Origin of the sequence: Micromonospora sp. AP08 (assembly GCF_008085935.1) — a bacterium.
In the GTDB taxonomy this organism is placed as follows: domain Bacteria; phylum Actinomycetota; class Actinomycetes; order Mycobacteriales; family Micromonosporaceae; genus Micromonospora; species Micromonospora chersina.
This window is the reverse complement of the sequence record NZ_VSEZ01000001.1, coordinates 541,198-564,857: the sequence shown is the minus strand read 5'-3', so window position 1 is coordinate 564,857 and position 23,660 is coordinate 541,198. Positions and strand designations below refer to the sequence as shown.

Genomic DNA, 23,660 nt, shown 5'->3' with positions numbered 1-23,660 from the left:
CCGAACCTACGGATCGACAGGTGTACGGGTCTTCGGACACCTGTGGAAGAAGCCCGCCCCGGGCTCCTACGCCTGTCGCAGGCCCGGGAAGATCGACGGCTCGACCGAGGGCCAATGCGCTCCATGCGCACACAGCGGCAATCACCGCAGATCGGACGGGCCACCGTCCACGGCGGATGACATTCGGCCTGATCAGGACCTATTGAAGATCATGGCTTCCTGAACTCCCGGCGACGACGCGGCGACCGGGAGGCGTCGGTTGCCCGGGTCACCCATTGATCCCGGCGCGGGGCCGTGTGATTGTGCCCCCAGCGAGTCGCCGACCCCGGGGGCTCGCCGACGGTCGATCTGTCGAACCGGGGCCACGCCGGCAGCCTCGGAGACCGACCGTCACCCCGCCTCGCAACACCGCGCCGCCCGTCCCCACCGGGCTCCGTGCGGCGCGCCTAGGAACAGGAGCGAACCCCCTTGAAGCTCTCACCTCGCCTCGTCGCGCTCTCCGGCGCGGCGGCGGCCGGGCTGATCGCCGCGGGCACCGCCGCCGCGGTGCAGGCCGCGCCGCCCGGCCCCGCCGCCCCCGACGCCGCACAGGCCCGCGCGATCGCCGCCGACTCGGCGCGCGCGCTGGTCGCCGACCGACCCGCCTACCTGCACGCCAGCTCGGACGAAGCGTTCGTGCAGAAGCCGGTCATCTCCTCCGAGGGCACCCAGTACGTGCCCTACGAGCGCACCTACAAGGGCCTGCCCGTGGTCGGCGGTGACTTCGTGCTCGCCACCGACGCGGCCGGCAACCTGAAGTACGCCTCCGTCGCGCAGCAGCAGGCCATCGGCAGCCTCGCCACCACGCCGAAGCTCACCTCGGCGGCCGCGGCGAAGACCGCGCGGGCCCAGCTCAAGACGGTCAGCACCGTCGAGGGGACCAACCTGGTCGTCTACACCCTCGGCGCCAAGCCGGCGCTGGCCTGGGAGACCACCGTGCGCGGCACCGACGCCGAGGGCCCGAGCCGGCTCACCGTCGACGTCGACGCCCGCACCGGGGCCGTGCTGCGCAAGCAGGAACGCATCGTGCACGGCACCGGCACCGGGGCGTGGAACGGGCCCAGCCCGCTGACCCTGAACACCACCCTGTCGGGCAGCACGTACTCCATGAAGGACCCGTCGGTCACCAACCTGAGCTGCCAGGACGCCGCCACCAACACGACGTTCAGCGGCTCGGACGACGTCTGGGGCAACGGCACCGCCACCAACAAGGAGACGGGCTGCGTCGACGCGCTGTTCGCGGCGCAGACCGAGCACAAGATGCTCGCGCAGTGGCTGGGCCGCAACGGCGCCGACGGCAACGGCGGCTACTGGCCGATCCGGGTGGGCCTGAACGACCAGAACGCCTACTACGACGGCACCCAGGTCCAGATCGGCAAGAACACCTCGGGCCAGTGGATCGGCTCGCTCGACGTGGTGGCCCACGAGATCGGCCACGGCATCGACGACCACACCCCGGGCGGCATCTCCGGCGCGGGTACCCAGGAGTTCGTGGCCGACACCTTCGGCGCGTCCACCGAGTGGTTCGCCAACGAGCCGTCGAGCTACGACGCTCCCGACTTCCTGGTCGGCGAGAAGGTCAACCTGGTGGGCAGCGGCCCGATCCGGAACATGTACAACCCGTCGGCGCTGGGCGACCCGAACTGCTACTCGAGCAGCATCCCCAGCACCGAGGTGCACGCCGCGGCCGGCCCGGGCAACCACTGGTTCTACCTGCTGGCCAACGGCAGCAGCCCGACCAACGGCCAGCCGGCCAGCTCCACCTGCAACGGCAGCAGCGTGACCGGCCTGGGCATCCAGAAGGCCATGAAGATCATGTACAACGCGATGCTGCTGAAGACCTCGTCCTCGTCGTACCTGAAGTACCGGGTCTGGACGCTGCAGGCGGCGAAGAACCTCTACCCGACCAGCTGCACCGAGTTCAACGCGGTCAAGGCCGCCTGGAACGCGGTCAGCGTGCCGGCGCAGACCGGTGAGGCGACCTGCACGGGCAGCACCCCGACGCCGACCACCACGACCACCCCGCCGTCGGGCAGCTGCACCGGCCAGAAGCTGGCCAACCCCGGCTTCGAGTCCGGCAACGTGAGCTGGACCGCCAGCTCCGGCGTCATCACGAACGACACCGCCCAGGCCGCGCACGGCGGCTCCTACAAGGCGTGGCTCGACGGCTACGGCTCGACGCACACCGACACGCTCACGCAGTCGGTGACGATCCCGGCCGGCTGCCGGGCGACGCTGAGCTTCTGGCTGCACATCGACAGCGCGGAGTCGACCACGACCACCGCCTACGACAAGCTGACCGTGAAGGCGGGCAGCACCACCCTGGCCACCTACTCCAACCTCAACAAGGCCACCGGCTACGTGCAGCGGTCCTTCGACATCTCGTCGCTGGCCGGCACCACCGCCACCATCTCCTTCAGCGGCGTGGAGGACAGCTCCCTGCAGACCTCCTTCGTCGTCGACGACACCGCGGTCACCCTGAGCTGATCGCCATCGAGCGGCCGGTCGTCGTCCTCCCGACGGCCGGCCGCTTCGTCGTTCCCGCGACAGGTCGCCGCCGGCCGGGCTTCACCGGCCGGACGGTGGTCAGGCCGGGCGGGCCGCGCCGGAGCCGGCGCCGTCGCGGCGGATCCGGGCCGCGACGCCCTCCATGGCCCGGCCGAAGCGCTCCATGTCCCGCGCGGACTGCTCCGGCAGGCCGCCGAGCCGCGCGGCCAGGGCGTCCACGTCCGCCTGGGCCGAGGCGCTGACCCGGGCGTCCAGCTCGGTGAGGGCGGCGTTCACGGCCGACACCAGGTGCCCGCAGAGGGCCTCCATGGACTCCCCGGCCAGCGCGGGGTCGACGGTGACGGATTCCAGCCGGCCACCCTGGACGGCGACGGCACGGATCCGGCCGCCGGCCGCGGCGCCCTCGGCCCGGAGCAGCTCGCCGGGCGCGCCGTCGGGGTGCTCGGCGGCCCGGGACCGCATCGCGGAGAGCGCCTGTTGGGTCCTGGTCAGCAGCTCGTCGAGGCTCGCGGCCGCGGAGAACGGGTCGTTGGTCATATCCGCGCTTTCTTCACGTCTTTCCGAGCACCGTGACGATAGCAACCACCTCCGACGCGGACGCCGGTGAGCCCGCCCGCCCCGTCCGACACGAACGCCCGGCCGGGAATCCCGGCCGGGCGTTCGCGGTGCGGTGGACCGGCCCGCGCGGGGCCGTTCCGGTGGGGTCAGCGCAGGCGCAGCTTCTGGCCCGGGAAGATCAGGCCCGGGTTCGCGCCCACCACGTCCCTGTTGCGCTCGTAGAGAGCGTGCCAGCCGCCGGCCACGTTCTTCGCGTCGGCGATCTCGGAGAGGGTGTCTCCGGGCCGGACGAGGTAGCTGCCGGCGCCGCTCGTGCTCGGCTTGGCCCGCCGCTCGCCGCGGACGGTCGGCCGGTCGGCGCGCGACTTCCGCTCCGTGGTGGCCTTCTTGGCGGACTTCGTCGAGCCCGAGTCCTTGCTGGCGTACCTCTTGGTGGAGCCGCCCTTCTTGCCGCAGACCGGCCAGGCGCCGATGCCCTGCCCGTCGAGGACCTTCTCGGCGATGGCGATCTGCTCGCTGCGGCTGGCCAGGTCGGCGCGGCTGGCGTACTTCTGGCCGCCGTAGCCGTTCCAGGTGCTCCGGGTGAACTGGAGCCCGCCGTAGTAGCCGTTGCCGGTGTTGATGTGCCAGTTGCCGCCGGACTCGCACTGGGCGACGGCGTCCCAGTTGACGCCGGCGGCGCTGGCCGGGGCGGCCGGGCCGAGAAGGGCGGCGGCGCCGGTGGCGGCGCCGACGACGAGCGCCCCGACGGCGGTGCGACGCTGCGCGGTCCGGCGGTGACGGGCGACGTATTCACTTGCCATGTGGGTTTCCTCCACGCCGACGAGGTGAGCTGTCGGGTTCGGGCCGAGGAGCCCGGCCGCCGGTGGCGGCTTCACCCCGAGGTGTCGTGCACCGAGGAACGTGGGTCCCCCGCTCCCGCCCGAGGTCCAGGTACCACCGGGCCGGCGGCGGGATTAGGCGTTGCCGGCCCGTGGTGTCCGCGATCGCGAACGGAAACGACGTTAGGAACCTTTTGCGACGAACGCCCACTTCTTGTGAAGTTCTTCACCCGGCCGAGCGAAGGTCGCCCCGTTCGAGTTGCGCACCGTCCGAAGGGGGCTTATCGAGGGGCGGCTCAATAGGTCAGGCCGTATCCCTGCGGGAAGAGCGGGACCTTGCCGTCGCCGGCGTTGATGGGCTGCTGGCTGACCGAGTTCATCCAGGTCATCGGCAGTTTGCCGGTCGGCGCGTACCCGCCGAAGAGGACGTCGGCCACGCCGCCACCCTCGGTGCCGGGCAGCCAGGAGGCCAGCAGCGCGTTCCACCGTGGCAGCTCGGCGGCCACGTCCAGCGGCCGGCCGCTGACCAGCACCACGATCACCGGCACGCCCGAGTTGCGCAGCGTCGTGATGGCACGCAGGTCGTCGCGGTCCAGGCTCATGCTGCCGGTGCGGTCGCCCTGGCCCTCGGCGTACGGGGTCTCGCCGACCACCGCGATCGCCGCCCGGTAGGTCTTGTCGATGCCGGTGCCGCGCTGGTTGTACGTGACCGTCGTGGTCGGACCGGCGGCCGCGCGGATGCCCTGGAGGATGGTGGTGCCCGGGGTGACGGCGCCGGAGGAGCCCTGCCAGGAGATGGTCCACCCGCCGCTCTGGTTGCCGATGTTGTCGGCGTTCTTCCCGGCCACGAAGATCTTGTTGTTGTCCCGGGCCAGCGGGAGCACGCCGCCGTCGTTCTTGAGCAGCACCTGCGACTGCCGCACGGCCTGGCGGGCCAGCGCGCGGTGCGCCGCGCCGCCCACCGTCGGGGTCCAGCTCCGGTCGGTGTACGGCCGCTCGAAGAGGCCCAGCTCGAACTTCTTCGTGAGGATGCGCCGGTTGGCGTCGTCGATCCGGCTCATCGGCACGTGGCCGTTCTGCACCTCGGCCCGCAGCGTGCTGAGGAACGTCTTCCAGGCCGTCGGCACCATCACCATGTCGATGCCGGCGTTGACGGCGGCGCTGACCTCGGCGGCGGTGAACCCGCTGACGCCGTCGATCTGGTCGATGCCGTTCCAGTCGGACACGACGAAGCCGGAGAAGCCCAACTCCCCCTTGAGGACGTCGGTGATCAGGTAGCGGTGGCCGTGCAGCTTCACCCCGTTCCAGCTGCTGTAGGAGATCATCACCGAGCCGACGCCGCGCTGCACCGCGGCCTGGAACGGCGGCAGGTGGACGGCGCGCAGGTCGGCCTCGCTGAGCTGGGTGTCGCCCTGGTCGTCGCCGCCCGTGGTGCCGCCGTCGCCGAGGTAGTGCTTGGCGGTGGCGAGCACCGACGTGGGCCCGCCCAGGGTGGTGCCCTGGAGGCCGGTGACCAGGGTGGACAGGCTCGACGGCAGGTCCGGGGTCTCGCCGAACGACTCGTAGGTGCGGCCCCACCGGTCGTTGCGGGCCACGCAGAGGCAGGGGGCGAAGTTCCAGTCCACACCGGTGCCGGTCATCTCCTCGGCGACGGCCTGGCCGATCTGCTGGACGAGCGCCGGGTCGCGGGTCGCGCCGAGGCCGATGTTGTGCGGGAAGATGGTCGCCCCGTACACGTTGTTGTGGCCGTGCACGGCGTCGACGCCGTAGATCATCGGGATGCCGAGCGGGGTGGCGAGAGCGGCGCGCTGGAAGCCGTCGTACATGTCGGCCCAGGACGCGGCGGTGTTCGGCGTGGGCGCGGAGCCGCCGCCGGAGAGGACCGAGCCGAGCCGGTACGTGGTCAGGTCGCTCGCGGTGACCGAGCCGCGCTCCGCCTGGGTCATCTGGCCGAGCTTCTCGTCGAGGGTCATGCGGGCGATCAGGTCGGCGACGCGGGTGGCGACGGGCAGCGTCGGGTCCTGGTACGGCAGGCCGGCCGCGGTGGCCGGGGCGGGCGCGGCCAGGGCGGTGACCGCGACGAGCAGGAGGGCGAGGCCGAACGGACGGGGGTGGTGGTGACGGATCACGGGTCGCTCCTTCCCTGAGGAACGCTGAGGCCGTTCACCGGCACCCTATGCCCGCGAGCATCGACTGTGAACAATCCGTGCCGGTTCCGGAACCGCCGGGCGGGCGGGCGCCGGCGCGGGCTACCGTGGCAGGGTTCGCGCAAGATCGGCTAGAGGCGGCGAGGCATGAGCGACCACGGACACGAGCTGGCATTCGGCGGCTTCCTCACCCCCTCGGCCGGGCGGCCGGAACAGGTGGTGGCGCGCGCGAAGCTCTGCGAGCAGGTCGGCCTCGACCTGGTCACCTTCCAGGACCACCCCTACCAGCCGGGGTTCCTCGACACCTGGACGCTGATGTCGTTCGTGGCCGCCGCCACCAGCCGCATCACCCTCGCGGGGAACGTGCTCAACCTGCCGCTGCGCCAGCCCGTGGTGCTGGCCCGCAGCGTGGCCAGCCTGGATCTGCTCACCGGTGGCCGGGTCGAGCTGGGCCTCGGCGCCGGCGCCTTCTGGGAGGCCATCGAGGCGGTCGGCGGGCGGCGGCTCTCCCCCGGCGCGGCCGTGGACGCCCTCGACGAGGCGATCCGGGTGATCCGCGAGGTGTGGGACACCGAGCCGCGCGGCATGATCCGCGTCGAGGGCGAGCACTACCGGGTGGTCGGCGCGAAGCGCGGGCCGGCGCCGGCGCACCCGGCCGAGATCTGGGTGGGCGCGTACAAGCCGCGGATGCTGCGGCTGGTCGGCCGCGCGGCGGACGGCTGGCTGCCGTCGCTGGCGTACCTGCCGAAGGGGCCGGCGGAGCTGCCGGCGCTCAACGCGGTGATCGACGAGGCCGCCGTCGAGGCCGGCCGGGACCCCGCCGCGGTGCGCCGGCTGCTCAACGTGACCGGCACGTTCTCCCGGTCGTCGAGCGGCTTCCTGGACGGCCCGCCCGAGCAGTGGGTGGAGGAGCTGGCCGGGCTCGCCCTGGACCACGGCATCGCCACGTTCATCCTCGGCAGCGACGAGCCGCGGGCCATCCAGCTCTTCGCCCAGGAGGTGGCGCCCGCCGTCCGCGAGCTGGTCGCCGCCGAGCGGACCACGCCGGGCAGCCGCGCCCGCGCCGTCGAGGAACAGCAGGCCGCCGTCGAGGCCGGCGGAACGACCGCGCTCGCGGTCACCCCCACCCCCGATCCGGGAGTACGGCTCAGCGCGCGCCGGCTCTGGGACGAGTCCACCCGGCCCGCGGCGCCGCCACCGCCGGCCGGGCACGTGTACACGGCCCGGGGGCAGGCCGTCGGGCAGCACCTGGTGGACGTGCACGACCACCTGCGCCAGGAGCTCGCCCAGGTGCGGGACCTGCTCGAACAGGTCAAGCGCGGCGCGGTCGCCCCGGACGCCGCCCGGGCCGTGCTGAACGAGATGACCATGCGGCAGAACAACTGGACGCTCGGGGCCTACTGCGCGGCGTACTGCACGGCGGTGACCCAGCACCACGGCCTGGAGGACGCCTCCATCTTCCCGCACCTGCGGCAGGCCGACGCGGGGTTGGCGGCGGTGCTGGACCGCCTCGAGGAGGAGCACGTGGTGATCCACGGCGTGGTGGAGAGCGTCGACCGGGCGCTCGTGAACCTCATCCGGCAGCCGGGCGACTTCACCGAACTCCAGGCGGCGGTGGACCTGCTCACCGACACCCTGCTGTCGCACCTGTCGTACGAGGAGCGGGAGATCGTCGAGCCGCTCGCCCGGCACGGCTTCTTCGCCGGCCAGCTCTGAGGGCGCTTATTCCCGGGTCCGGCGTGAGATGGCTGGCTTTTGTTTTCCTAAGTCAGCCGGGTAGCGTCGGGCCCATGACGGACTTCCTCGCGCAGCGCGACTCCTGGTCCACCGCCAACTGCTCCATCGCCGGAGCGCTCGGGGTGGTCGGCAACCGCACCACGCTGCTCCTGCTGCGCGAGGCCTCGTTCGGCACCCGGCGCTTCGACGACTTCGCCCGCCGCGTCGGCGTCAGCGAGCCGGTGGCCGCCGCCCGGCTCAAGCGCCTCGTCGCCGACGGCCTGCTCGACCGGCGGCCCTACCGGGAGCCCGGGCAGCGAACCCGCGACGAGTACGTGCTCACCGACAAGGGGCGCGACCTGCTGCCGGTACTCGCCGCCCTGCGCGAGTGGGGCGACGCGTACGCCGTCGAGGAGCCGTCGGTCCGACTGGCCCACCACGACTGCGGCGCGGCGGTCCACGTGGCCCTGCGCTGCGCGGCCGGGCACGACGTGCCGGCCGACCAGGTGGACCTGCTGCCCGGGCCGGGCCTGCTGCCGTCCTGACGATCCACCCCTTCGCCACCCTCAGGAGCACACCATGAAGATCGCTGGAAGCACCGCCCTCGTCACCGGGGCCAACCGGGGCTTCGGCCGGCACCTGGCCGCCGAACTGCTGGCCCGGGGCGCCACCGTCTACGCCGGCGCCCGCAACCCGGACACCGTCGACCTGCCCGGCGTCACCCCGGTGCGGCTGGACATCACCGACCCCGCGTCGGTGGCGGCGGCCGCCGAGCTGGCCGGCGACCTGACCCTGCTGGTCAACAACGCCGGCGTGAGCACCGGCGCCGACCTGCTCGACGGCGACCTGGCCGAGATCCGGCGGGAGCTGGAGACCCACTACCTCGGCACGCTGTCGGTGGTGCGGGCCTTCGCGCCGAGGATCGCGGCGAACGGCGGCGGCACCGTCCTGAACATCCTCTCCGTCCTGTCCTGGATCACGTTCCCGCCGGTGGGGGCGTACGGCGCGGCCAAGGCCGCCGAGTGGTCGATGACCAACGCGCTCCGCGCGCAGCTCGCCGACCGGGGCGTCCGCGTCGCGGGCCTGCACGTCGGCTACATGGACACCGACATGACCGCCCGGGTGACCGCGCCGAAGTCCGACCCCGCGGAGATCGCCCGGCTCGCCGTCGACGGCATCGAGGCCGACCGGTACGAGATCGTCGCCGACGACACCTCCCGCCAGGTCCTCGCCGGCCTCTCCGGCGGCGTCGCCGCCCTCTACCCCGACCTGCCGTGACCCGCCGCCGCCCGGCGGCACAATGACGGGATGCGACAGGGGTACGCCCACCACGCCGTCCTGGCCATGGCGCCGGACGCCGACGACGGCGCTCCCGGCGCCGCCGTCACCATGGCCCTCTGCGGCCACTGGGAGCACGAGCCGCCCTGCCCGGTGGCGGCCCACCACACCGGGACGGAGCGGGTCGGGGACGAGCTGCGTCTGCGCGTTCTCTTCGCCACCGAGCCGCACCTCGAACCGCGGGTGCGGCGGGACATCGACCGCGCGTTGGGGCAGGGGGAACTCACCGGCCCGGACGGGGCGACGACCCGGTGGCGGCTGCTCCGCAGCGGGATGCGCGAGCCGTCGCCGGACGAGGCGGCGCACCTGGACCGGCTGATCCGCGGCTGACCGGCCGCCGGGTCGTGGCAGGACAGCCACGGCCGGCGGTCGGTCCGTCCGGGCCGCCGGCCGTCACCACCCGGGCGACGGCCGGCGGGCCACCGGTCAGAGGCTCCGGGCGAGCCGGTCGGCGAGGATCCGGGTGAACCGGGCCGGGTCGGCCAGTTCCCCGCCCTCGGCGAGCAGGGCCATGCCGTACAGCAGCTCGGCGGTCTCGGTCAGGGCGCTGCTCTCGACGCCCTGCTCGTGGGCCTTGCGCAGCCCGGTGACGAGCGGGTGGGTCGGGTTCAGCTCCAGGATCCGCTTCACCCGGGGGACCTCCTGCCCCATGGCCCGGTACATCTTCTCCAGCGTGGGCGTCATGTCGTGCGCGTCGCCCACCACGCAGGCCGGCGAGGTGGTGAGGCGGGTGGAGAGCCGGACCTCCTTGACGCTGTCGGCCAGCGCGCCGGTCATCCAGGTGAGCAGGTCGGCGTACTCCTGGCGCTCGGCCTCGGCCCGCTCCTTCTCCTCGTCGGTCTCCAGGTCGACCTGGCCCTTGGCGACCGAGCGCAGCGTCTTCCCGTCGTACGCGCCGACGCGCTCGACCCACACCTCGTCGACCGGGTCGGTGAGGATGAGCACCTCGTAGCCCTTGGCGCGGAACGCCTCCAGGTGCGGGGAGTTCTCGATGGTGGCCCGGTTCTCGCCGGTGGCGTAGTAGATCTCGGTCTGGCCGTCCTTCATCCGCTCGACGTAGTCGCGCAGCGTGGTCAGCTCGGCCGGGTCGTGGGTGCTGGCGGCGCGGACCAGGTCCAGCAGGGCCTCGGTGTTGTCCGGGTCCTCCAGCAGCCCCTCCTTGACCACCGCGCCGAACTCGCCCCAGAAGGTGCGGTACGACTCGGCGGAGAGGTCCTTGAGGGTGGCCAGGACCTTCTTGACCAGGCGGCGGCGCACGGCGCGGATCTGCCGGTCCTGCTGGAGGATCTCCCGGGAGATGTTCAGCGACAGGTCGTGCGCGTCCACCACGCCCTTGACGAAGCGCAGGTAGTTGGGCATCAGCGCGTCGCAGTCGTCCATGATGAACACGCGCTTGACGTAGAGCTGCACGCCCCGGCGGCCCTGCGGGGAGAACAGGTCGAGCGGGGCGTGCGAGGGCAGGAAGAGCAGCGCCTCGTACTCGAAGGTGCCCTCGCCCCGCATGTGGATGGTCTCGAGCGGGTCGGCCCAGTCGTGCGCGACGTGCCGGTAGAACTCCTTGTACTCGGCCTCGTCGACCTCGTCCCTGGCGCGCGCCCAGAGCGCCTTCATCGAGTTGAGGGTCTGCTCCTCGCGCGTGGTGGCGCCGTCCTCGCCCGGCTTCTCCACGGTCATCCGGATCGGCCAGGCGATGAAGTCGGAGTAGCGCTTGACGATCTCGCGGATGGTCCACTCGGCCGTGTAGTCGTGCAGGTTGTCCTCGTCGTCGGCCGGCTTGAGGTGCAGGGTGACCGAGGTGCCCTGCGGCGCGTCGTCGACCGCCTCGATGGAGTAGGTGCCCTCGCCGGTGGACTCCCAGCGGGTGCCGCCGGCCTGCCCGGCGCGGCGGGTCAGCAGGGTCACCTTGTCGGCGACCATGAAGGTGGCGTAGAACCCGACGCCGAACTGGCCGATCAGCTCCTGCGAGGCGGCGGCGTCCTTCGTCTCGCGCAGCGTACGCAGCAGCTCCGCCGTGCCGGACTTGGCGATCGTGCCGATGAGCCCGACCACCTCCTCGCGGGACATGCCGATCCCGTTGTCCCGCACGGTCAGCGTGCGGGCGTCCCTGTCGACCTCGATCTCAATGTGCAGGTCGGCGGTGTCGACCTGGAGGTCCTTGTCGACCAGCGACTCCAGGCGCAGCTTGTCGAGCGCGTCGGAGGCGTTCGAGATCAGTTCGCGCAGGAAGACGTCCTTGTTCGAGTAGATCGAGTGCACCATCAGCTGGAGCAGCTGACGGGCCTCCGCCTGGAACTCCAACGTCTCAACCCGGTCGCTCACACCGACTCCCTTCCACTTCGCGGGCCTTCCGGCGGAAAGGATACGAGGCGTGCGCGCGCGGCCACCGGAGGGTGGCCGGTCGAATCTGGTCCAACCAGTTGACGGGTTGATGTGTGCGGGGCCACACTGCTGCCCATGGCCTTCGTCCCCGTCCCCCGCGCCTCGGTCTCCGACCACGTCTTCGGCCAGCTCCGCGACGCCATCGTCAGCGGTCGCTACCAGCCGGAGGAGACGCTGCCCGGCGAGCGGGACCTGGCCGCCACGTTCGCGGTGAACCGGCACGCGGTCCGGGAGGCGCTGCGCCGGCTCCAGCAACTCGGCCTGGTCCGGGTCAGCCAGGGCGGCGCCACCCGGGTGCTCGACTGGCGGGTGCACGCCGGGCTGGACCTGGCGCTGTCACTGGCCCGCTCGGGTGACGTACTCCCGGTCGAGACGCTGGTGCGCGACATGCTCGAGATGCGGGCCTGCATCGGGATCGACGCGGCCCGGCTCTGCGCCGAGCGCGGCGACCCGGAGGTCACCGCCGCGCTGGTCCGGGCGGCCGAGGAGTACGGCGCGCTCGCCCCCGACCTGGACCGGATGCACGAGGCCAACATCGCGATCTGGTGGCTGATCGTCCGGGGCAGCGGCAACACGGCCTACCTGCTGGCGTTCAACAGCCTGGTGGCCGGCACCTTCGCCGTGGGCGACGTCCCCCCGGACGCCCGGGCCGCCGAACTGCTCGACGTGGCCGGCCACCGCCGGCTCGCCGCCGCCGTCGCGGCCGGCCAGGGCACGGCAGCCGCCCGGCACGCCCGGGCCCTGCTGACCGCCCCGGTCACCACCCCCACCCCCACCCCCGCCACCCGAAGGGAAGCCCGAGCATGATCCCCGCCGTGCTCTACGCCGTCCCGGCGTTCCTGCTCCTGATCATCATCGAGGCGGTCTCCTACCGGTTCCTCCCCGACGACGACGAACGCGGCTACGAGCTGCGCGACACCACCACGAGCCTCTCCATGGGGCTCGGCAGCCAGATCATCGGCTTCCCCTGGAAGCTGCTCACCGTGGGCGTCTACGCCGCGCTGTGGACGGTCGCGCCATTCCACCTCTCCCCCGGCCACTGGTGGACCTGGGTGATCGTCTTCTTCGCCGACGACCTCGCCTACTACTGGTTCCACCGGCTGCACCACGAGGTCCGGGTGCTCTGGGCCAGCCACGTGGTGCACCACTCCAGCGTCTACTACAACCTCTCCACCGCGCTGCGGCAGAGCTGGACGCCGATGACCTCGCTGCCGTTCTGGCTGCCCCTGGCGCTGCTCGGCATCCCGCCGTGGATGATCTTCCTCCAGCAGTCGATCAGCCTCCTCTACCAGTTCTTCCTGCACACCGAGCGGGTCGGCGTGCTGGCGCGGCCCATCGAGTTCATCTTCAACACGCCCTCGCACCACCGGGTGCACCACGGCTCGAACGCCGAGTACCTGGACCGCAACTACGGCGGCATCCTCATCGTCTGGGACCGGCTCTTCGGCTCCTTCGAACCCGAGCGGGCCCCGGCCCGGTACGGGCTCACCAAGAACATCCAGACCTACAACCCGCTGCGGGTGGCCACCCACGAGTTCGCCGCGATCTGGTCCGACGTCCGGCACGCCACGTCGTGGCGGCACCGGCTCGGCTACCTCTTCGGCCGGCCCGGCTGGCAGCCGGCCCGGTGAGGCGCCCCTGGCTGGCCCTGTTCGGGGTCGTCGCCCTGGTCGAACTGGTCGGGGTCGCGCTCGACTCGACGCCGACGCAGTGGCTGGCCAAGCCGCTGCTGGCGCCGCTGCTGCTGGCGTACCTCTGGGACCGGCGACGCCGGGTGGACCCGGTGGCGGTGGGCCTGGTCGCCGCCACCGCGGGGGACGTGGCCCTGCTCGTGCCGGGACAGGCCGCGTTCCTCGCCGGCATGGGGTGCTTCCTGGTCACCCAGATCGCCTTCCTCACCGCCTTCCTGCGTCACCGCCGGCCGCCGGTGGCGGCCCTGGTCGGCTACCTGCTGGCCTGGGCCGGCGCGAACGCGCTGCTCTGGGGTTCGCTGGGTGCGCTGCGGCTGCCGGTGCTCGGCTACAGCCTGGCGCTGTCCCTGATGGCCGCCGCCGCGGCCGGGGTGTCCCAACGCACCGCGGCCGGCGGGGCGCTCTTCCTCGTGTCCGACCTGCTCATCGGCGTGGGTGCGGCAGGCCGCGACTTCCCCGGCCGGGACCTGCTGGTCATGGCCACCTACGCGGCGGCCCTCCTGCTGATCACCACGGGCTGGGTCGGCGCCACGGCGGTCCGGCCGGCCCGGACTCCGGATATCCTATTGATCCGATAGGTTTACTGGGTTACGCTGGCGCGGCCCCTGTTCCCCGCCGCCCCTCGGGAGCTCGCATGGCCTCCGCGCGTCCGTACCCCCGGCCCAGCCGCCGGGCCCTGCTGATCGGCGCCGGCGCCGGCGCGGCCAGCCTCGCCGCACCCGGCCTCACCGGCGTCGCCTCCGCCCGCGGGTCCGAGGTGGACAGCGTGGTCGAGTGGTACGACCTCACCGCGGCGACGATCGGGGTGATCACCGGCCCGCTCCAGGTCAACAGCAGTCGCACCTGGGCGATCGGGTGGATCGCCGCCTGGCGGGCGGTGACCCGGGCCCGCGGCGGCGCCGCCGCGGACGCCGCGCTCGCCGGTGCCCTGCACGAGGCCCTCACCACGCTGTCGCCGGCGCGCGTCGCCGATCTGGACGCGGCCCTCGCGGCCACACTGGACCGGCTCGGTCCCGCCGCGGCCGTGCGCGCCGCGGTCGAGAACGGCCGGGACGCCGCCCGCGACGTGCTCGCCGAGCGGGCCGGCGACGGGCTCGACCTCGCCTCGGTCAACCGGCCCTTCACGCCGCCGCCGGCGGCGCCCGGTGTCTGGCAGCCGACCCCGCCGGGTTACGCCGCCGCCGTGCAGGCGGGGCAGGGCGACGGCCGGCCGTTCCTGATCGAGGACGTGCCGGCGTACGTGCCCGGGCCGCCGCCGGCGCTGGACAGCGGTCGCTACGCCCGTGACCTGGCCGAGAGCCGGGCGGTCGGCGCGGCGCAGAGCACCAGCCGCAGCGACCGGCAGACCGACGTGGCCCGCTTCTGGGCGCAGACCTCGCTGAACGGCTACACCGGGGCGCTGCGCGCCGCCGTCGCCGGGATCCGCGGGACCGCCCGCCGGGTGGCGCTCGTCGCCCTCTTCCACGCGGCGACCGTCGACGCCCAGATCGTCACGTACGCGGCCAAGTACCGGCACCTGCGCTGGCGCCCGGTCACCGCGATCCGGACCGGGGACATCGCGCCGGATCCGGAGTGGGCCCCGCTGATCACCACCCCCGCCCACCCGGAGTATCCCAGCGGGCACACCACGTACGCCGGGGCCGGGGAGGTCGTCCTGCGCAGCCTCGCCGGGCCGCCGGCCGGGCCGGTGGTGCTGGCCAGCCCCACCGCCGCCGGCGTCACCCTGACCTACCGGGACTGGCGCGAGCTGACCCGGGACAACGTCGACGCCCGGGTGTGGTCGGGAATCCACTTCCGGCACACCGACGAGGTCGGCGCGGCGGTCGGTCGCCTCGTGGCGGCGGCCGGGCTCGCCCGCTGGGACGGCCGACCGCTGTAGCCCCGCTAGGCGGTGGCCTCGCGGGCGAGGGCCCGCGTCACCACCGTCAGGTCATCGCCGCCGAGGCCCTGCTCGACCGCGTGCCGCCACTCGCTCGCCAGGGCCTCGGCGGCCGGGAACCGGCCGGCCGGCACCTCGCGCAGCGCCAGGTCCACGTCCTTGAGCGCCAGGGCCAGGGAGTACTGCGTCGTGTAGTCGTCCCTTGCGATCCGGTCCAGCTTCTCGGCGGCCCAGGGCGACACCAGCGGGCTGCCGCGCAGGGCCCCGTGCACCGTGTCACGGTCCAGGCCCAGCGCGTCCCCGAGGGCGACCGCCGCGGCGAGCCCCTCGTTGACGAAGGCGAGCAGCAGGTTGTTCACCAGCTTCAGCCGCGACCCGGCGCCGACCGGCCCGACCCAGACGGTCCGCTGCCCGACCGCGTCGAAGACGGGCGCCACCCGGTCCCGCACCTGCTCGGGGCCGGAGGCGAGGACCACGAGGCGGCCCTGTTCGGCCGGCCCACGGCTGCCGGCCACCGGCGCGTCCACGAGGGTCACCCCGGGGCGCTGGGCGTCGACCAACTCGGCCAGGCGCTCGGTCTCGGTCACCCCGATGGTGCTCATCTGCGCCCAGACCGCGCCGTCGGGCAGCGCGGCCAGCATTCCCTGGTCGACGGCGATCGCCCGCACCGCGGCCGCGTCGGTCACCATGGTCACCACCACGTCGGCTCGGCGTACCGCCTCGGCCGGGTCGGCGGCGACCTCGGCGCCCCGGTCGCCGAGCGCGCGGGCCGGCTCCGGGTGCCGGTTCCACACCACCGTGGTCAGCCCCGCCCGGACCAGGTTCGCCGCCATCGGCGCGCCCATGCCGCCGAGCCCGAGCACCGCCACCCGCGTCATCCGCCGCTCCCCCACGTCGCCTACCGGGCAGCCTAGGCGCGCCGGACACGGTGAGCATCCCGATCGCGGACACCGGCCCGTCGGCCCATCCGTGGAACGCCACCGGGCCGCAGCGGATAGAGTCCCGCAGCAGACGGCCCGCCACCCCCCTGGATAGACCTGTCGGGGAGCGGGGTGGTCATGCGTCGACGGCCCGGCGAGGAGCTGCGGGACCGGTTGCGCCGCCGGGACCCGGGCTACCGCCTGGTCCGCCGGGCGGCCCGGCTGACCGTCGTCGCCTCGCTCGTCTTCTACGTCTGCCGCTACGGCCTGGGCGACGTCACCCTCGCCACGTACGCCCTCTTCGGCGCGGTCGCCACGGGCAGCTTCGCCCAGCTGCCGGGGCCGCCCGCGGAGCGGGCGCGGACCCTGCTGGCGGCCCTTCCGGTGGCCTGGTCGCTCGTGGCGGTCGGCACCGTGCTGGCGGTCAGCACCGCGGCGGCGTCCGCCGGGATGCTCGTCGTCGGGTTCGCCGTGGCGTTCGCCGGGGTCGGCGGGCCGCGCCTGGTCGGGCTGGCCAACGCGCTCCAGCTCTTCTACATCCTGGCCTGCTTCCCGCCGTACCGGCCCGACTCCCTCCCGGCCCGGCTGGCCGGCGTCACGCTGGGCGTCGTCCTCATCGCGCTCGCCGAGGTGTCGCTCTGGCCGGACCCGGCGCCGGCCGGCTTCCCGCAGCGCCTCGCCGCGGCGGCGGGCGGCCTCGCCGACCTCGTCGACACGCTGGCGGACGTGCTGGTCGCCGGGCCGGGCGCGGCGGAGGCGGCGGCCCGGCGGCAGGCCCGGGCGGCACGGCTGCTCGACGGGGTACGGATGTCCCGGCTGCCGGTGACGGCACGCCCGACCGGTGCCGGTCGCCGAGACCGGGCCTGGCGGGACGCGGCCGCGGCCGGCCATGAGGTGCTGGCGGTCGCCGGGTCGCTCGCGTCCCGACCGGGCGTGCCGGGCAGCGGGGACGCCGACCTGGTGGATGCGCTCCGACGGTGCGCGGCGTCGCTCCGCCGCGCCGCCGACGTCGCGGTGCGCCGGCCGGGCGCGGTGGCCGTCGACGAGCCGGAGCGGGCCACGGCGCTGCCGCCGTCGTGGCGGGCGGCCGGTCCGGTCCGGCTGCGCGTGGACGCGGCGGTCCGCACGCTCGTCGACCAGGTCGGGACGTTCGCGACGGCGGTCCGGATCGCCACCGGCCCGCGGGGACGGCACGGCCCGCGGCCGCCCGGGCCGGGTCCCGACCCCTTCTGGTACGCCGGGCGCAGCGCGTGGTCGCTGTACCGGCAGCAGTTCCGGGCGCACCTCACCCCGCGGTCGGTGTACCTGGAGGGAGCGGTCCGGCTCGCCGTGGCCCTGGCCGCCGCCCGGGTGATCGCCGGGGTGGTCAACCTGCAACACGGCTTCTGGGTGCTGCTGGCGACGCTCAGCCTGATGCGGGCCTCCGCCTCGGACACCCGGACCACCCTGCGTCCGGCGCTCGTCGGCACCCTCGCCGGGGGCGCGGCGGGCGGCCTGCTGCTGCTCGTCTCACCCGAACGGCAGGCGTACGCCGCCCTGCTGCCGCTGGCGCTGGTGCTGGCCTTCGGCGTCGGTCCCCTGCTCGGCCTGGGCTGGGCGCAGGCGCTGCTCACCCTGCTGCTCATCGTCGTGTTCGCCCAGCTCGACCCGGCGTCCTGGCAACTGGCCGGCGCCCGGGTGGTGGACGTGGCGGTCGGTGCCGTGGTGGGCGTCCTCGCCGGCCTGCTGCTCTGGCCGCGGGGCAGCGGCGGCGAACTGCGCCGCAACGCGGGCGCGTACCTGGTGGCGAGCGGGCGGGCCGCCGAGCGGACCGTCGGGGCGCTCGCGGGCACGGCGGACCCGCGTGGCGCGGTCGACGCGGCCCGCCGCGCGGAGGTGCTCGCCACCGCGTCCCTGGTCCAGTACCACGCGGAGCGCCACGATCCCCGGCTCTCGCACGTCGACTGGGACGCGGTGCTGGCGGCCGCGCACCGGGCCAACCACGGCGGGCAGGCGCTGCTCGCCGACCACCGGCTCGGGGCGCTGGCCCCGTGGCCCGGCCCGGCCGCCGCCCTGGCAGCCCGGGCCAGCCGGCTGTGCGAGGGCTACGCCGACCTGGCCCGCCAGGTCTCGCGGGCCCCGGTCGACCGGCCGCCCGCCCCGGCGGACCCGACCGGAGACGTCGCCCGGCAGGTGCACGGGCTGGTCCGCGACGGCGAGGACCGGCCGGGCGTGCTGGCCCTGGTGGAGGTCGACGGCTGGCTCGCCGACCTCGACGGGCACCTCCGCCGCGCGGCCGCCACACCACCGTGACCCCGGGGCACGGCCGCCACCGGCGGGTATCCTGCTCGGCGTCGGACCAGCGGGGAGGTGGGGCGTGACCAGGGAGACCGGGCGCAAGCTCGTCGCCTCCAACAAGAAGGCGCGGCACGACTACACGATCCTGAAGACGTACGAGGCCGGGATCGTGCTGGCCGGCACCGAGGTGAAGTCGCTGCGCGAGGGGCGGGTGTCGCTGGTCGACGCGTTCGCCCAGGAGCGCGACGGCGAGATCATGCTCTACGGCCTGCACATCGCGGAGTACGGCTTCGGCACCTGGACCAACCACCAGCCCCGGCGCACCCGGAAGCTGCTCCTGACCCGGGTCGAGATCGCCCGGATCCTGGAGAAGCTGCGCGACGGCGGAATCACGCTGGTGCCGCTGTCGATGTACTTCTCCAACGGCTGGGCCAAGGTCGAGCTGGGCCTGGCCCGGGGCCGCCGGTCGTACGACAAGCGCCAGGCCCTCGCCGAGCGCGACGCCAACCGGGAGATCGCCCGGGAGCTGGGCCGCCGCCTCAAGGGCCGCCGCCCCGCCTGAACCAATCCCGCCCATCCGACGGCGGCACGCACAAGGCTTCTTGTACATCATGTGTTGTGGGTCTAGGGTGACGGGCATGGCGGACGAGCCGAGCACGCTGCACCTGACCGACCCGAGGGCCATGCGGGCCCTGGCCCACCCCACCCGGATCCGGCTCCTCGGCGAGCTGCGCATCCGCGGCCCGCAGACCGTGGGCATGCTCAGCGACGTCACCGGCGAGGCGGTCGGCTCGGTCAGCTACCACCTGGGCAAGCTGGCCGAGCACGGCTTCGTCCGGGAGGCCCCCGAGCTGGCCCGCAACCGCCGGGAGCGGTGGTGGCGGGCCGCGCACGCGCGCACCGACTGGGAGCCGGTCGACCTGCTCGACGATCCGGAGCGGCGGCTCGCCTCCGACCTGCTGCGCCGGGCCGTCCTCCAGCGCTACGTGGAACGGTTCGAGGCCTACCTCGACGCCGAGGCGACCCTCGACCCGGCGTGGGTTCGGGGCACCACCAGCAGTGACAGCTTCCTGCACCTGACCCCCGACGAGCTGGTGGAACTGCGCGGCGAACTGTCCGAACTGGGTGCCCGCTGGCAGGCGCGCAGCAACCCCGACCGGCCGGACGCGCGGACCGTCACGCTGATCTGGCAGGCCTACCGGGGGCCGCAGTGAGCCGCTCGTGGGGGCCGCTGGCCGGGCTGCTGGCCGCGCACACGATCTCGCTCACCGGCAACGTGCTCACCCTGATCGCGCTGCCGCTGTACGTGCTGGCCGAGACGGGCTCCCCCGCCGCCACCGGGCTGGCCGGTGCCTTCGCCACCGCCCCGGTGGTGCTGGGTGGCGCCTTCGGCGGTGTGCTGGTCGACCGGATCGGCTATCGCCGGTCCAGCGTCCTGGCCGACCTGGTCTCCGGCGTGACCGTCGCCGCTGTACCGCTGCTGCACGCCACGGTGGGGCTGCCGTTCCCGGCGCTGCTCGGCCTGGTCTTCGTGAGCGGCCTGCTCGACACTCCCGGCCAGACGGCCCGGACCGCGCTCTTGCCCGAGGCGGCGGCCGCGGCCGGGGTGCCGATCGAGCGGGCGATCGGCTGGCTCGGGGCCACCGAGCGCGGGGCCCGCCTGGTCGGCGCGCCGGTGGCCGGCCTGCTGGTCAGCGCGCTGGGCGCGCTACCGGTGCTGGCCGTCGACGCGGTGACGTTCGCCGTCTCGGCGCTGGCGGTGGCGGCGCTGGTGCCGGCGAGCCTGCGGCCGTCCCCCGAAGCCGACGCCCCCTCGGCCGGCTACTGGCGGGACTTCGCGGCCGGCCTGCGCTTCCTCGTCCGCGAGCCGCTGTTGCGCGCCATGGTGCTGCTGGTGCTGGTCACCAACCTGTTCGACGCGGCCAAGAGCAACGTGCTGATGCCGGTCGTCGCCGCGCGGGACCTCGGCGGCGCGGCGGCGTTCGGCCTGCTGGTCGGCGCCATGGGCGGCGGCGCTCTGGTCGGCTCGCTGCTGTTCAGCGCCGTCGGGCACCGGCTGCCCCGCCGGGCGACCTTCGTCACCGCCTTCGCCGTCTGCGGCGCCCCGCCCTTCTGGGCGCTCGCCGCCGCCCCGCCTTTGCCGGTGATCGCCGCGGTCTGCGTGGTGTCCGGCCTCGCCGCCGGCGCGATCAACCCGCTCATCGGCGCGGTCGAGTTGGAGCGCATCCCGGCGACAATGCGGGCCCGGGTGTACGGGGTGATCGGGGCGGGCGCCTGGGCGGCCATGCCGGTGGGCGCGCTCGGCGCCGGGCTGGCCGCCGACCGCTTCGGCACCACCGCGACCCTGGTCGCCGTCGGCGCCGGCTACCTGCTGGTGGTGCTCACCCCGCTGCTCGGCGGCCCGTGGCGGGACCTGCGCCGACCGGCGCCACCGGAGCAGCCGCGGCCGGACCGCTCCCCCACACCCGCCGCCACCGCAGCGAAGTGACGGCACGCCGGTCTCCCCGGTGACCGCTCATCCGGGGAGACCGGCGTGGCGCGTCAGGCGGCGACGCGGGCGAGCAGCGTGAACGCGCGGACCGGGTCGCCGGTGAGCTGGGCGTGGTCGGCGTCGGCGATCAGCGCCGCCCAGTTCGCCGGCGCGCTCCCCCGCACCACGGCGGCCTGGGCGGCGTCCCGGGCCACCCCGAGGATCGCCTCGACCAGCGCGCGGTCCCGGTGGTCGGCGCCGAGCTGCCGCCCGAGCCGGTCCAGCACCCGGGGGGCGTCCCGCAGCGAGCCGTCCGCGTTCCACCCGGACGCGGCGAGAGCGGACCGCACCTGCGGTCGGTCGGCCGCGACCGCGGCGAGCCGGTCCCGGCCCGGGTCGGTGCGCAGGCCCCAGCCGAACGGGAACAGCGGCCGGTAGTCGGCGTCGCCCACATTGACCGGCACCTGCGCCTCGTCGCGCGGCCAGCTCACCGGCAGCCGGCCGGTGAACGGGCGGCGGCCGAAGAGCACGTCGGCCACGCCGGCGCCCTCGCTGCCCGGCAGCCAGGAGGCCACCAGGGCGTCGATCTCGCCGAGCTGGTCGGTGAGCACCTGCGGGCGGCCGGAGACCACCAGCACCACGCAGGTCGGCAGCGCCGCGCAGACCTTGTCGACGGCCGCCCGGTCGGCGGCCTGGAGCCGGAGCGACTTCTCCTCCTGCTGCGGCGCGCTGCACCAGCCGCACTCGGGCCCGCCGACGTCGCCGTAGCCCTCCGCGTACGGGGTCTCGCCGACCACCACGACGCCGACGTCGGCGCCGTCCGTGGGGGCCGAGGCGTCGGCGCTGTACGTGACCCGGGCGCCGGGGGCGACTAGGCGGATGCCGTCCAGGATGGAGGTGCCGGGGACGGCGTCGGCGCCGGAGACGCCCTGCCAGGTGACCGTCCAGCCGCCGGCCTGGTTACCGAGGTCGTCGGCGTTGCGGCCGGCCACGTAGAGCGAGGCGTCCCGGCGCAGCGGCAGGGCCCGCCCGCGGTTCTTCAGCAGCACCTGCGATTTCGCGACCGCCTCGCGGCCGATGGCCCGGTGTGCCGCGCTGCCGACCTGGTCGACGTCGTCGGCCGACGCGTACGGGTGCTCGAAGAGGCCCAGCTCGAACTTCTTGGTGAGGATCCGCCGCACCGCGTCGTCGATCCGCGCGGTGGGCACCCGCCCGGCGATCACCTCGGCCAGCAGCAGCTGGGCGAACTGCTCGGCGCTGTACGGCTCCATGAACATGTCGGTGCCGGCGTTGACCCCGACCCGGACCTTGTACGCGGTCAACCCGCCGTTGGTCGGCTCGGCCGGGTCGGGGATCTGGTGGATGCCCTCCCAGTCGGAGATCAGGAAGCCGTCGAAGCCCAGCCGGCCCTTGAGCACGTCGGTGATCAGCTCGCGGTGGGCGTGCATCTTGGTCGGGTTGCCGAGCCCGTCCTCGGTCCAGTCCACGCTGGAGAAGGAGGGCATGACGCTGCCGACCTTGTGGGCCCGCACGGCCGGCGGGTAGGGGGCGAGGTCCACCCGGGCGAAGTGCTCCCGGTCGGTGACGGTGACCCCCTGGTCGATCGGGTACTTCTGCTCCCACCAGGGCTTGCCCTCGTTCGCGGCGGCGACGGCCTCGTCGTAGTCGGTGTCGCCGTCGCCGGCATAGTGCTTGGCGGTGGCGAGGACCCGGTCGGTGTCGTCGAGCCGGCCGGGCCGGCCCTGGAGGCCGTCGATGACGGTCTCCATCGACACCACGAGCGCCGGGTCCTCGCCGAAGCTCTCGTAGCTGCGGCCCCACCGCTCGTCCCGGGAGACGCAGAGGCAGGGCGCGAAGTTCCACGGGATGCCGGTGGCGCGTACCTCGGCGGCGGTGGCGTGGCCGACCCGCTCGACCAGCTTCGGGTCGCGGGTGGCGCCGAGCCCGACGTTGTGCGGGAAGACGGTGGCGCCGACGACGTTGCCGTGGCCGTGCACGGCGTCGATGCCGTAGATCAGCGGGATCTGGAGGCGGGTGCTGAGCGCCTGCGCCTGGAGCCCGTTGACCATCTCGACCCAGGCCGCCGGGGTGTTGCTGGCCGGGGTGGAGCCGCCGCCGGAGAGCACCGAGCCGAGCTGCCAGCGGGCGACGGCGGTCGGGTCGTCGGCGACCGCCGCCCGCTCGGCCTGCGTCATCTGGCCGATCTTCTCGGCCAGGGTCATCCGGCCCAGCAGGTCGGCGACGCGGCGCCGCACCGGCAGCCGGGGATCGAGGTACGGCAGGCCGTGCGCGGCGACCACCACGGTGGGCCGGGCCGCGACGGTCGCCCCGTCGGCGGCGAGGGTCAGCGGCACCGTCTCGGCGCTCTCCGCCGCGCCGTCCGCGCGCACGGCGACCTCGACCGGGCGGGTGGCGCCGGACGGGGTGCCCGCCGGGAAGGTCAGCGTGCCGGAGGCGGCGGCGTAGTCGACGCCGGGGGTCGCGGTGCCGGCGCCGGTGGCCCAGCGCACGGTGACCGGAGCGGCCAGGGGCCGTCCGTCGGAGGTGGACACCGCGAGGTCCACCGGCACCCGGCTCCCCTCGGCCGCCGCGTACACCGACCGGCTGGCGGTGACGGTGACAGCGCGGGGGTCGGCGGCCGCCGCGGGCAGGGCCGGCAGCAGGGCCACCACGAGGGCGCCGGCCGCGCCGAGTGTCACGGGTCTGGGCAGTCTCATGTCGCGCCTCCCCTGGGACCGGTCGCCCGCACCCCGTCGGCCCGGGGCCGCCCACGTCCCGGTACCGGATCCTCCCGAACCGGATCGCATTACGTCAATATTTCCGGCCGGTTCCGGAACCGGCCACGAGAGCCGGGAAGCGCTCTCTTGACAGCTCCGAACTTCATTCATAACTTCATCGAAGTCTATCTTTAACGTTT

At 74.2% G+C, this 23,660-nt stretch carries 19 protein-coding genes and 1 riboswitch; of the genes, 13 read left to right on the top strand and 6 right to left on the bottom strand.

Annotated features, from left to right (window positions below):
* Positions 1–468: 468 nt before the first annotated feature.
* Complete coding sequence (locus tag FXF50_RS02550; RefSeq protein WP_148425548.1) at positions 469–2,526, top strand: M4 family metallopeptidase; 2,058 nt, start codon at positions 469–471, stop codon at positions 2,524–2,526.
* Positions 2,527–2,625: 99 nt separating this feature from the next.
* Here the strand turns inward: FXF50_RS02550 and FXF50_RS02545 are convergent, their stop codons facing one another.
* The 3 genes from FXF50_RS02545 to FXF50_RS02535 form a co-directional block, all read right to left on the bottom strand.
* Positions 2,626–3,084, bottom strand: a complete 459-nt coding sequence (locus FXF50_RS02545) for a YbaB/EbfC family nucleoid-associated protein (RefSeq protein ID WP_148425547.1) — start codon at positions 3,082–3,084, stop codon at positions 2,626–2,628.
* A 167-nt stretch (positions 3,085–3,251) separates the two neighbouring features.
* Complete coding sequence (locus tag FXF50_RS30095; protein ID WP_148425546.1) at positions 3,252–3,908, bottom strand: transglycosylase family protein; 657 nt, start codon at positions 3,906–3,908, stop codon at positions 3,252–3,254.
* A riboswitch (cyclic di-AMP (ydaO/yuaA leader) is annotated at positions 3,908–4,078 on the bottom strand. (Overlaps the previous gene by 1 nt.)
* 144 nt (positions 4,079–4,222) lie before the next feature.
* Positions 4,223–6,055 (bottom strand): glycoside hydrolase family 3 protein, encoded by a 1,833-nt coding sequence (locus FXF50_RS02535; protein WP_148425545.1) that lies wholly within the window; start codon positions 6,053–6,055, stop codon positions 4,223–4,225.
* Between the two features lie 165 nt (positions 6,056–6,220).
* Here FXF50_RS02535 and FXF50_RS02530 point away from each other — a divergent pair, with 165 nt between their 5' ends.
* The 4 genes from FXF50_RS02530 (at position 6,221) to FXF50_RS02515 (ending at position 9,457) form a co-directional block, all read left to right on the top strand.
* A complete protein-coding gene (locus FXF50_RS02530) occupies positions 6,221–7,789 on the top strand; it encodes an LLM class flavin-dependent oxidoreductase (protein ID WP_148425544.1) in 1,569 nt (522 codons plus the stop codon).
* A gap of 74 nt (positions 7,790–7,863) precedes the next feature.
* The gene (locus tag FXF50_RS02525; RefSeq protein ID WP_148425543.1) at positions 7,864–8,334 is read left to right on the top strand and encodes a helix-turn-helix domain-containing protein; all 471 of its coding nucleotides are present in this window, start codon (positions 7,864–7,866) and stop codon (positions 8,332–8,334) included.
* Positions 8,335–8,368: 34 nt separating this feature from the next.
* Entirely contained in the window at positions 8,369–9,067 is a 699-nt protein-coding gene (locus FXF50_RS02520) for an SDR family oxidoreductase (protein WP_148425542.1), read from the top strand.
* A 30-nt stretch (positions 9,068–9,097) separates the two neighbouring features.
* Positions 9,098–9,457 (top strand): hypothetical protein, encoded by a 360-nt coding sequence (locus tag FXF50_RS02515; protein WP_148425541.1) that lies wholly within the window; start codon positions 9,098–9,100, stop codon positions 9,455–9,457.
* Between the two features lie 96 nt (positions 9,458–9,553).
* On the opposite strand, the gene htpG is transcribed toward FXF50_RS02515, so the two are convergent.
* Entirely contained in the window at positions 9,554–11,446 is a 1,893-nt protein-coding gene (gene htpG / locus FXF50_RS02510; RefSeq protein WP_148425540.1) for a molecular chaperone HtpG, read from the bottom strand.
* A 135-nt stretch (positions 11,447–11,581) separates the two neighbouring features.
* Here htpG and FXF50_RS02505 point away from each other — a divergent pair, with 135 nt between their 5' ends.
* From FXF50_RS02505 to FXF50_RS02490, 4 genes are read left to right on the top strand one after another with little or no spacing between them, the layout of a single operon-like run.
* Positions 11,582–12,313: a FadR/GntR family transcriptional regulator gene (locus tag FXF50_RS02505; protein ID WP_148425539.1), complete on the top strand. Its 732-nt coding sequence runs from the start codon at positions 11,582–11,584 to the stop codon at positions 12,311–12,313.
* Positions 12,310–13,137 (top strand): sterol desaturase family protein, encoded by an 828-nt coding sequence (locus FXF50_RS02500; protein WP_148425538.1) that lies wholly within the window; start codon positions 12,310–12,312, stop codon positions 13,135–13,137. Before FXF50_RS02505 ends, FXF50_RS02500 begins: the two co-directional genes overlap by 4 nt.
* Positions 13,134–13,775 (top strand): lysoplasmalogenase, encoded by a 642-nt coding sequence (locus tag FXF50_RS02495; protein WP_148425537.1) that lies wholly within the window; start codon positions 13,134–13,136, stop codon positions 13,773–13,775. Before FXF50_RS02500 ends, FXF50_RS02495 begins: the two co-directional genes overlap by 4 nt.
* A 56-nt stretch (positions 13,776–13,831) precedes the next feature.
* The gene (locus FXF50_RS02490) at positions 13,832–15,076 is read left to right on the top strand and encodes a vanadium-dependent haloperoxidase (protein WP_148425536.1); all 1,245 of its coding nucleotides are present in this window, start codon (positions 13,832–13,834) and stop codon (positions 15,074–15,076) included.
* 5 nt (positions 15,077–15,081) lie between these two features.
* Here FXF50_RS02490 and FXF50_RS02485 read toward each other — a convergent pair whose 3' ends face one another.
* A complete protein-coding gene (locus FXF50_RS02485; RefSeq protein ID WP_148425535.1) occupies positions 15,082–15,954 on the bottom strand; it encodes an NAD(P)-dependent oxidoreductase in 873 nt (290 codons plus the stop codon).
* A gap of 180 nt (positions 15,955–16,134) precedes the next feature.
* Here FXF50_RS02485 and FXF50_RS02480 point away from each other — a divergent pair, with 180 nt between their 5' ends.
* The 4 genes from FXF50_RS02480 (at position 16,135) to FXF50_RS02465 (ending at position 20,761) form a co-directional block, all read left to right on the top strand.
* Positions 16,135–18,288, top strand: coding sequence for an FUSC family protein (locus FXF50_RS02480; RefSeq protein ID WP_148425534.1), 2,154 nt, complete (start codon positions 16,135–16,137; stop codon positions 18,286–18,288).
* A 64-nt stretch (positions 18,289–18,352) separates the two neighbouring features.
* Entirely contained in the window at positions 18,353–18,835 is a 483-nt protein-coding gene (smpB, locus tag FXF50_RS02475) for an SsrA-binding protein SmpB (RefSeq protein WP_148425533.1), read from the top strand.
* A gap of 76 nt (positions 18,836–18,911) precedes the next feature.
* A complete protein-coding gene (locus tag FXF50_RS02470; RefSeq protein ID WP_148425532.1) occupies positions 18,912–19,487 on the top strand; it encodes a transcriptional regulator in 576 nt (191 codons plus the stop codon).
* A complete protein-coding gene (locus tag FXF50_RS02465; RefSeq protein WP_148425531.1) occupies positions 19,484–20,761 on the top strand; it encodes an MFS transporter in 1,278 nt (425 codons plus the stop codon). Before FXF50_RS02470 ends, FXF50_RS02465 begins: the two co-directional genes overlap by 4 nt.
* A 53-nt stretch (positions 20,762–20,814) precedes the next feature.
* Here the strand turns inward: FXF50_RS02465 and FXF50_RS02460 are convergent, their stop codons facing one another.
* Positions 20,815–23,460 (bottom strand): glycoside hydrolase family 3 N-terminal domain-containing protein, encoded by a 2,646-nt coding sequence (locus FXF50_RS02460; protein ID WP_255509842.1) that lies wholly within the window; start codon positions 23,458–23,460, stop codon positions 20,815–20,817.
* Positions 23,461–23,660 lie beyond the last annotated feature (200 nt).

What these genes read in the sequence shown, in the direction of transcription:
- FXF50_RS02545 (WP_148425547.1), bottom strand. Translation starts at nt 3,084, where the DNA reads ATGACCAACGACCCGTTCTCCGCGGCCGCGAGCCTCGACGAGCTGCTG.
- FXF50_RS02490 (WP_148425536.1), top strand. Translation starts at nt 13,832, where the DNA reads ATGGCCTCCGCGCGTCCGTACCCCCGGCCCAGCCGCCGGGCCCTGCTG.
- FXF50_RS02500 (WP_148425538.1), top strand. Translation starts at nt 12,310, where the DNA reads ATGATCCCCGCCGTGCTCTACGCCGTCCCGGCGTTCCTGCTCCTGATC.
- FXF50_RS02520 (WP_148425542.1), top strand. Translation starts at nt 8,369, where the DNA reads ATGAAGATCGCTGGAAGCACCGCCCTCGTCACCGGGGCCAACCGGGGC.
- FXF50_RS02470 (WP_148425532.1), top strand. Translation starts at nt 18,912, where the DNA reads ATGGCGGACGAGCCGAGCACGCTGCACCTGACCGACCCGAGGGCCATG.
- FXF50_RS02530 (WP_148425544.1), top strand. Translation starts at nt 6,221, where the DNA reads ATGAGCGACCACGGACACGAGCTGGCATTCGGCGGCTTCCTCACCCCC.
- FXF50_RS02485 (WP_148425535.1), bottom strand. Translation starts at nt 15,954, where the DNA reads ATGACGCGGGTGGCGGTGCTCGGGCTCGGCGGCATGGGCGCGCCGATG.
- FXF50_RS02480 (WP_148425534.1), top strand. Translation starts at nt 16,135, where the DNA reads ATGCGTCGACGGCCCGGCGAGGAGCTGCGGGACCGGTTGCGCCGCCGG.
- FXF50_RS02460 (WP_255509842.1), bottom strand. Translation starts at nt 23,460, where the DNA reads ATGAGACTGCCCAGACCCGTGACACTCGGCGCGGCCGGCGCCCTCGTG.
- FXF50_RS30095 (WP_148425546.1), bottom strand. Translation starts at nt 3,908, where the DNA reads ATGGCAAGTGAATACGTCGCCCGTCACCGCCGGACCGCGCAGCGTCGC.
- FXF50_RS02505 (WP_148425539.1), top strand. Translation starts at nt 11,582, where the DNA reads ATGGCCTTCGTCCCCGTCCCCCGCGCCTCGGTCTCCGACCACGTCTTC.
- FXF50_RS02515 (WP_148425541.1), top strand. Translation starts at nt 9,098, where the DNA reads ATGCGACAGGGGTACGCCCACCACGCCGTCCTGGCCATGGCGCCGGAC.
- FXF50_RS02525 (WP_148425543.1), top strand. Translation starts at nt 7,864, where the DNA reads ATGACGGACTTCCTCGCGCAGCGCGACTCCTGGTCCACCGCCAACTGC.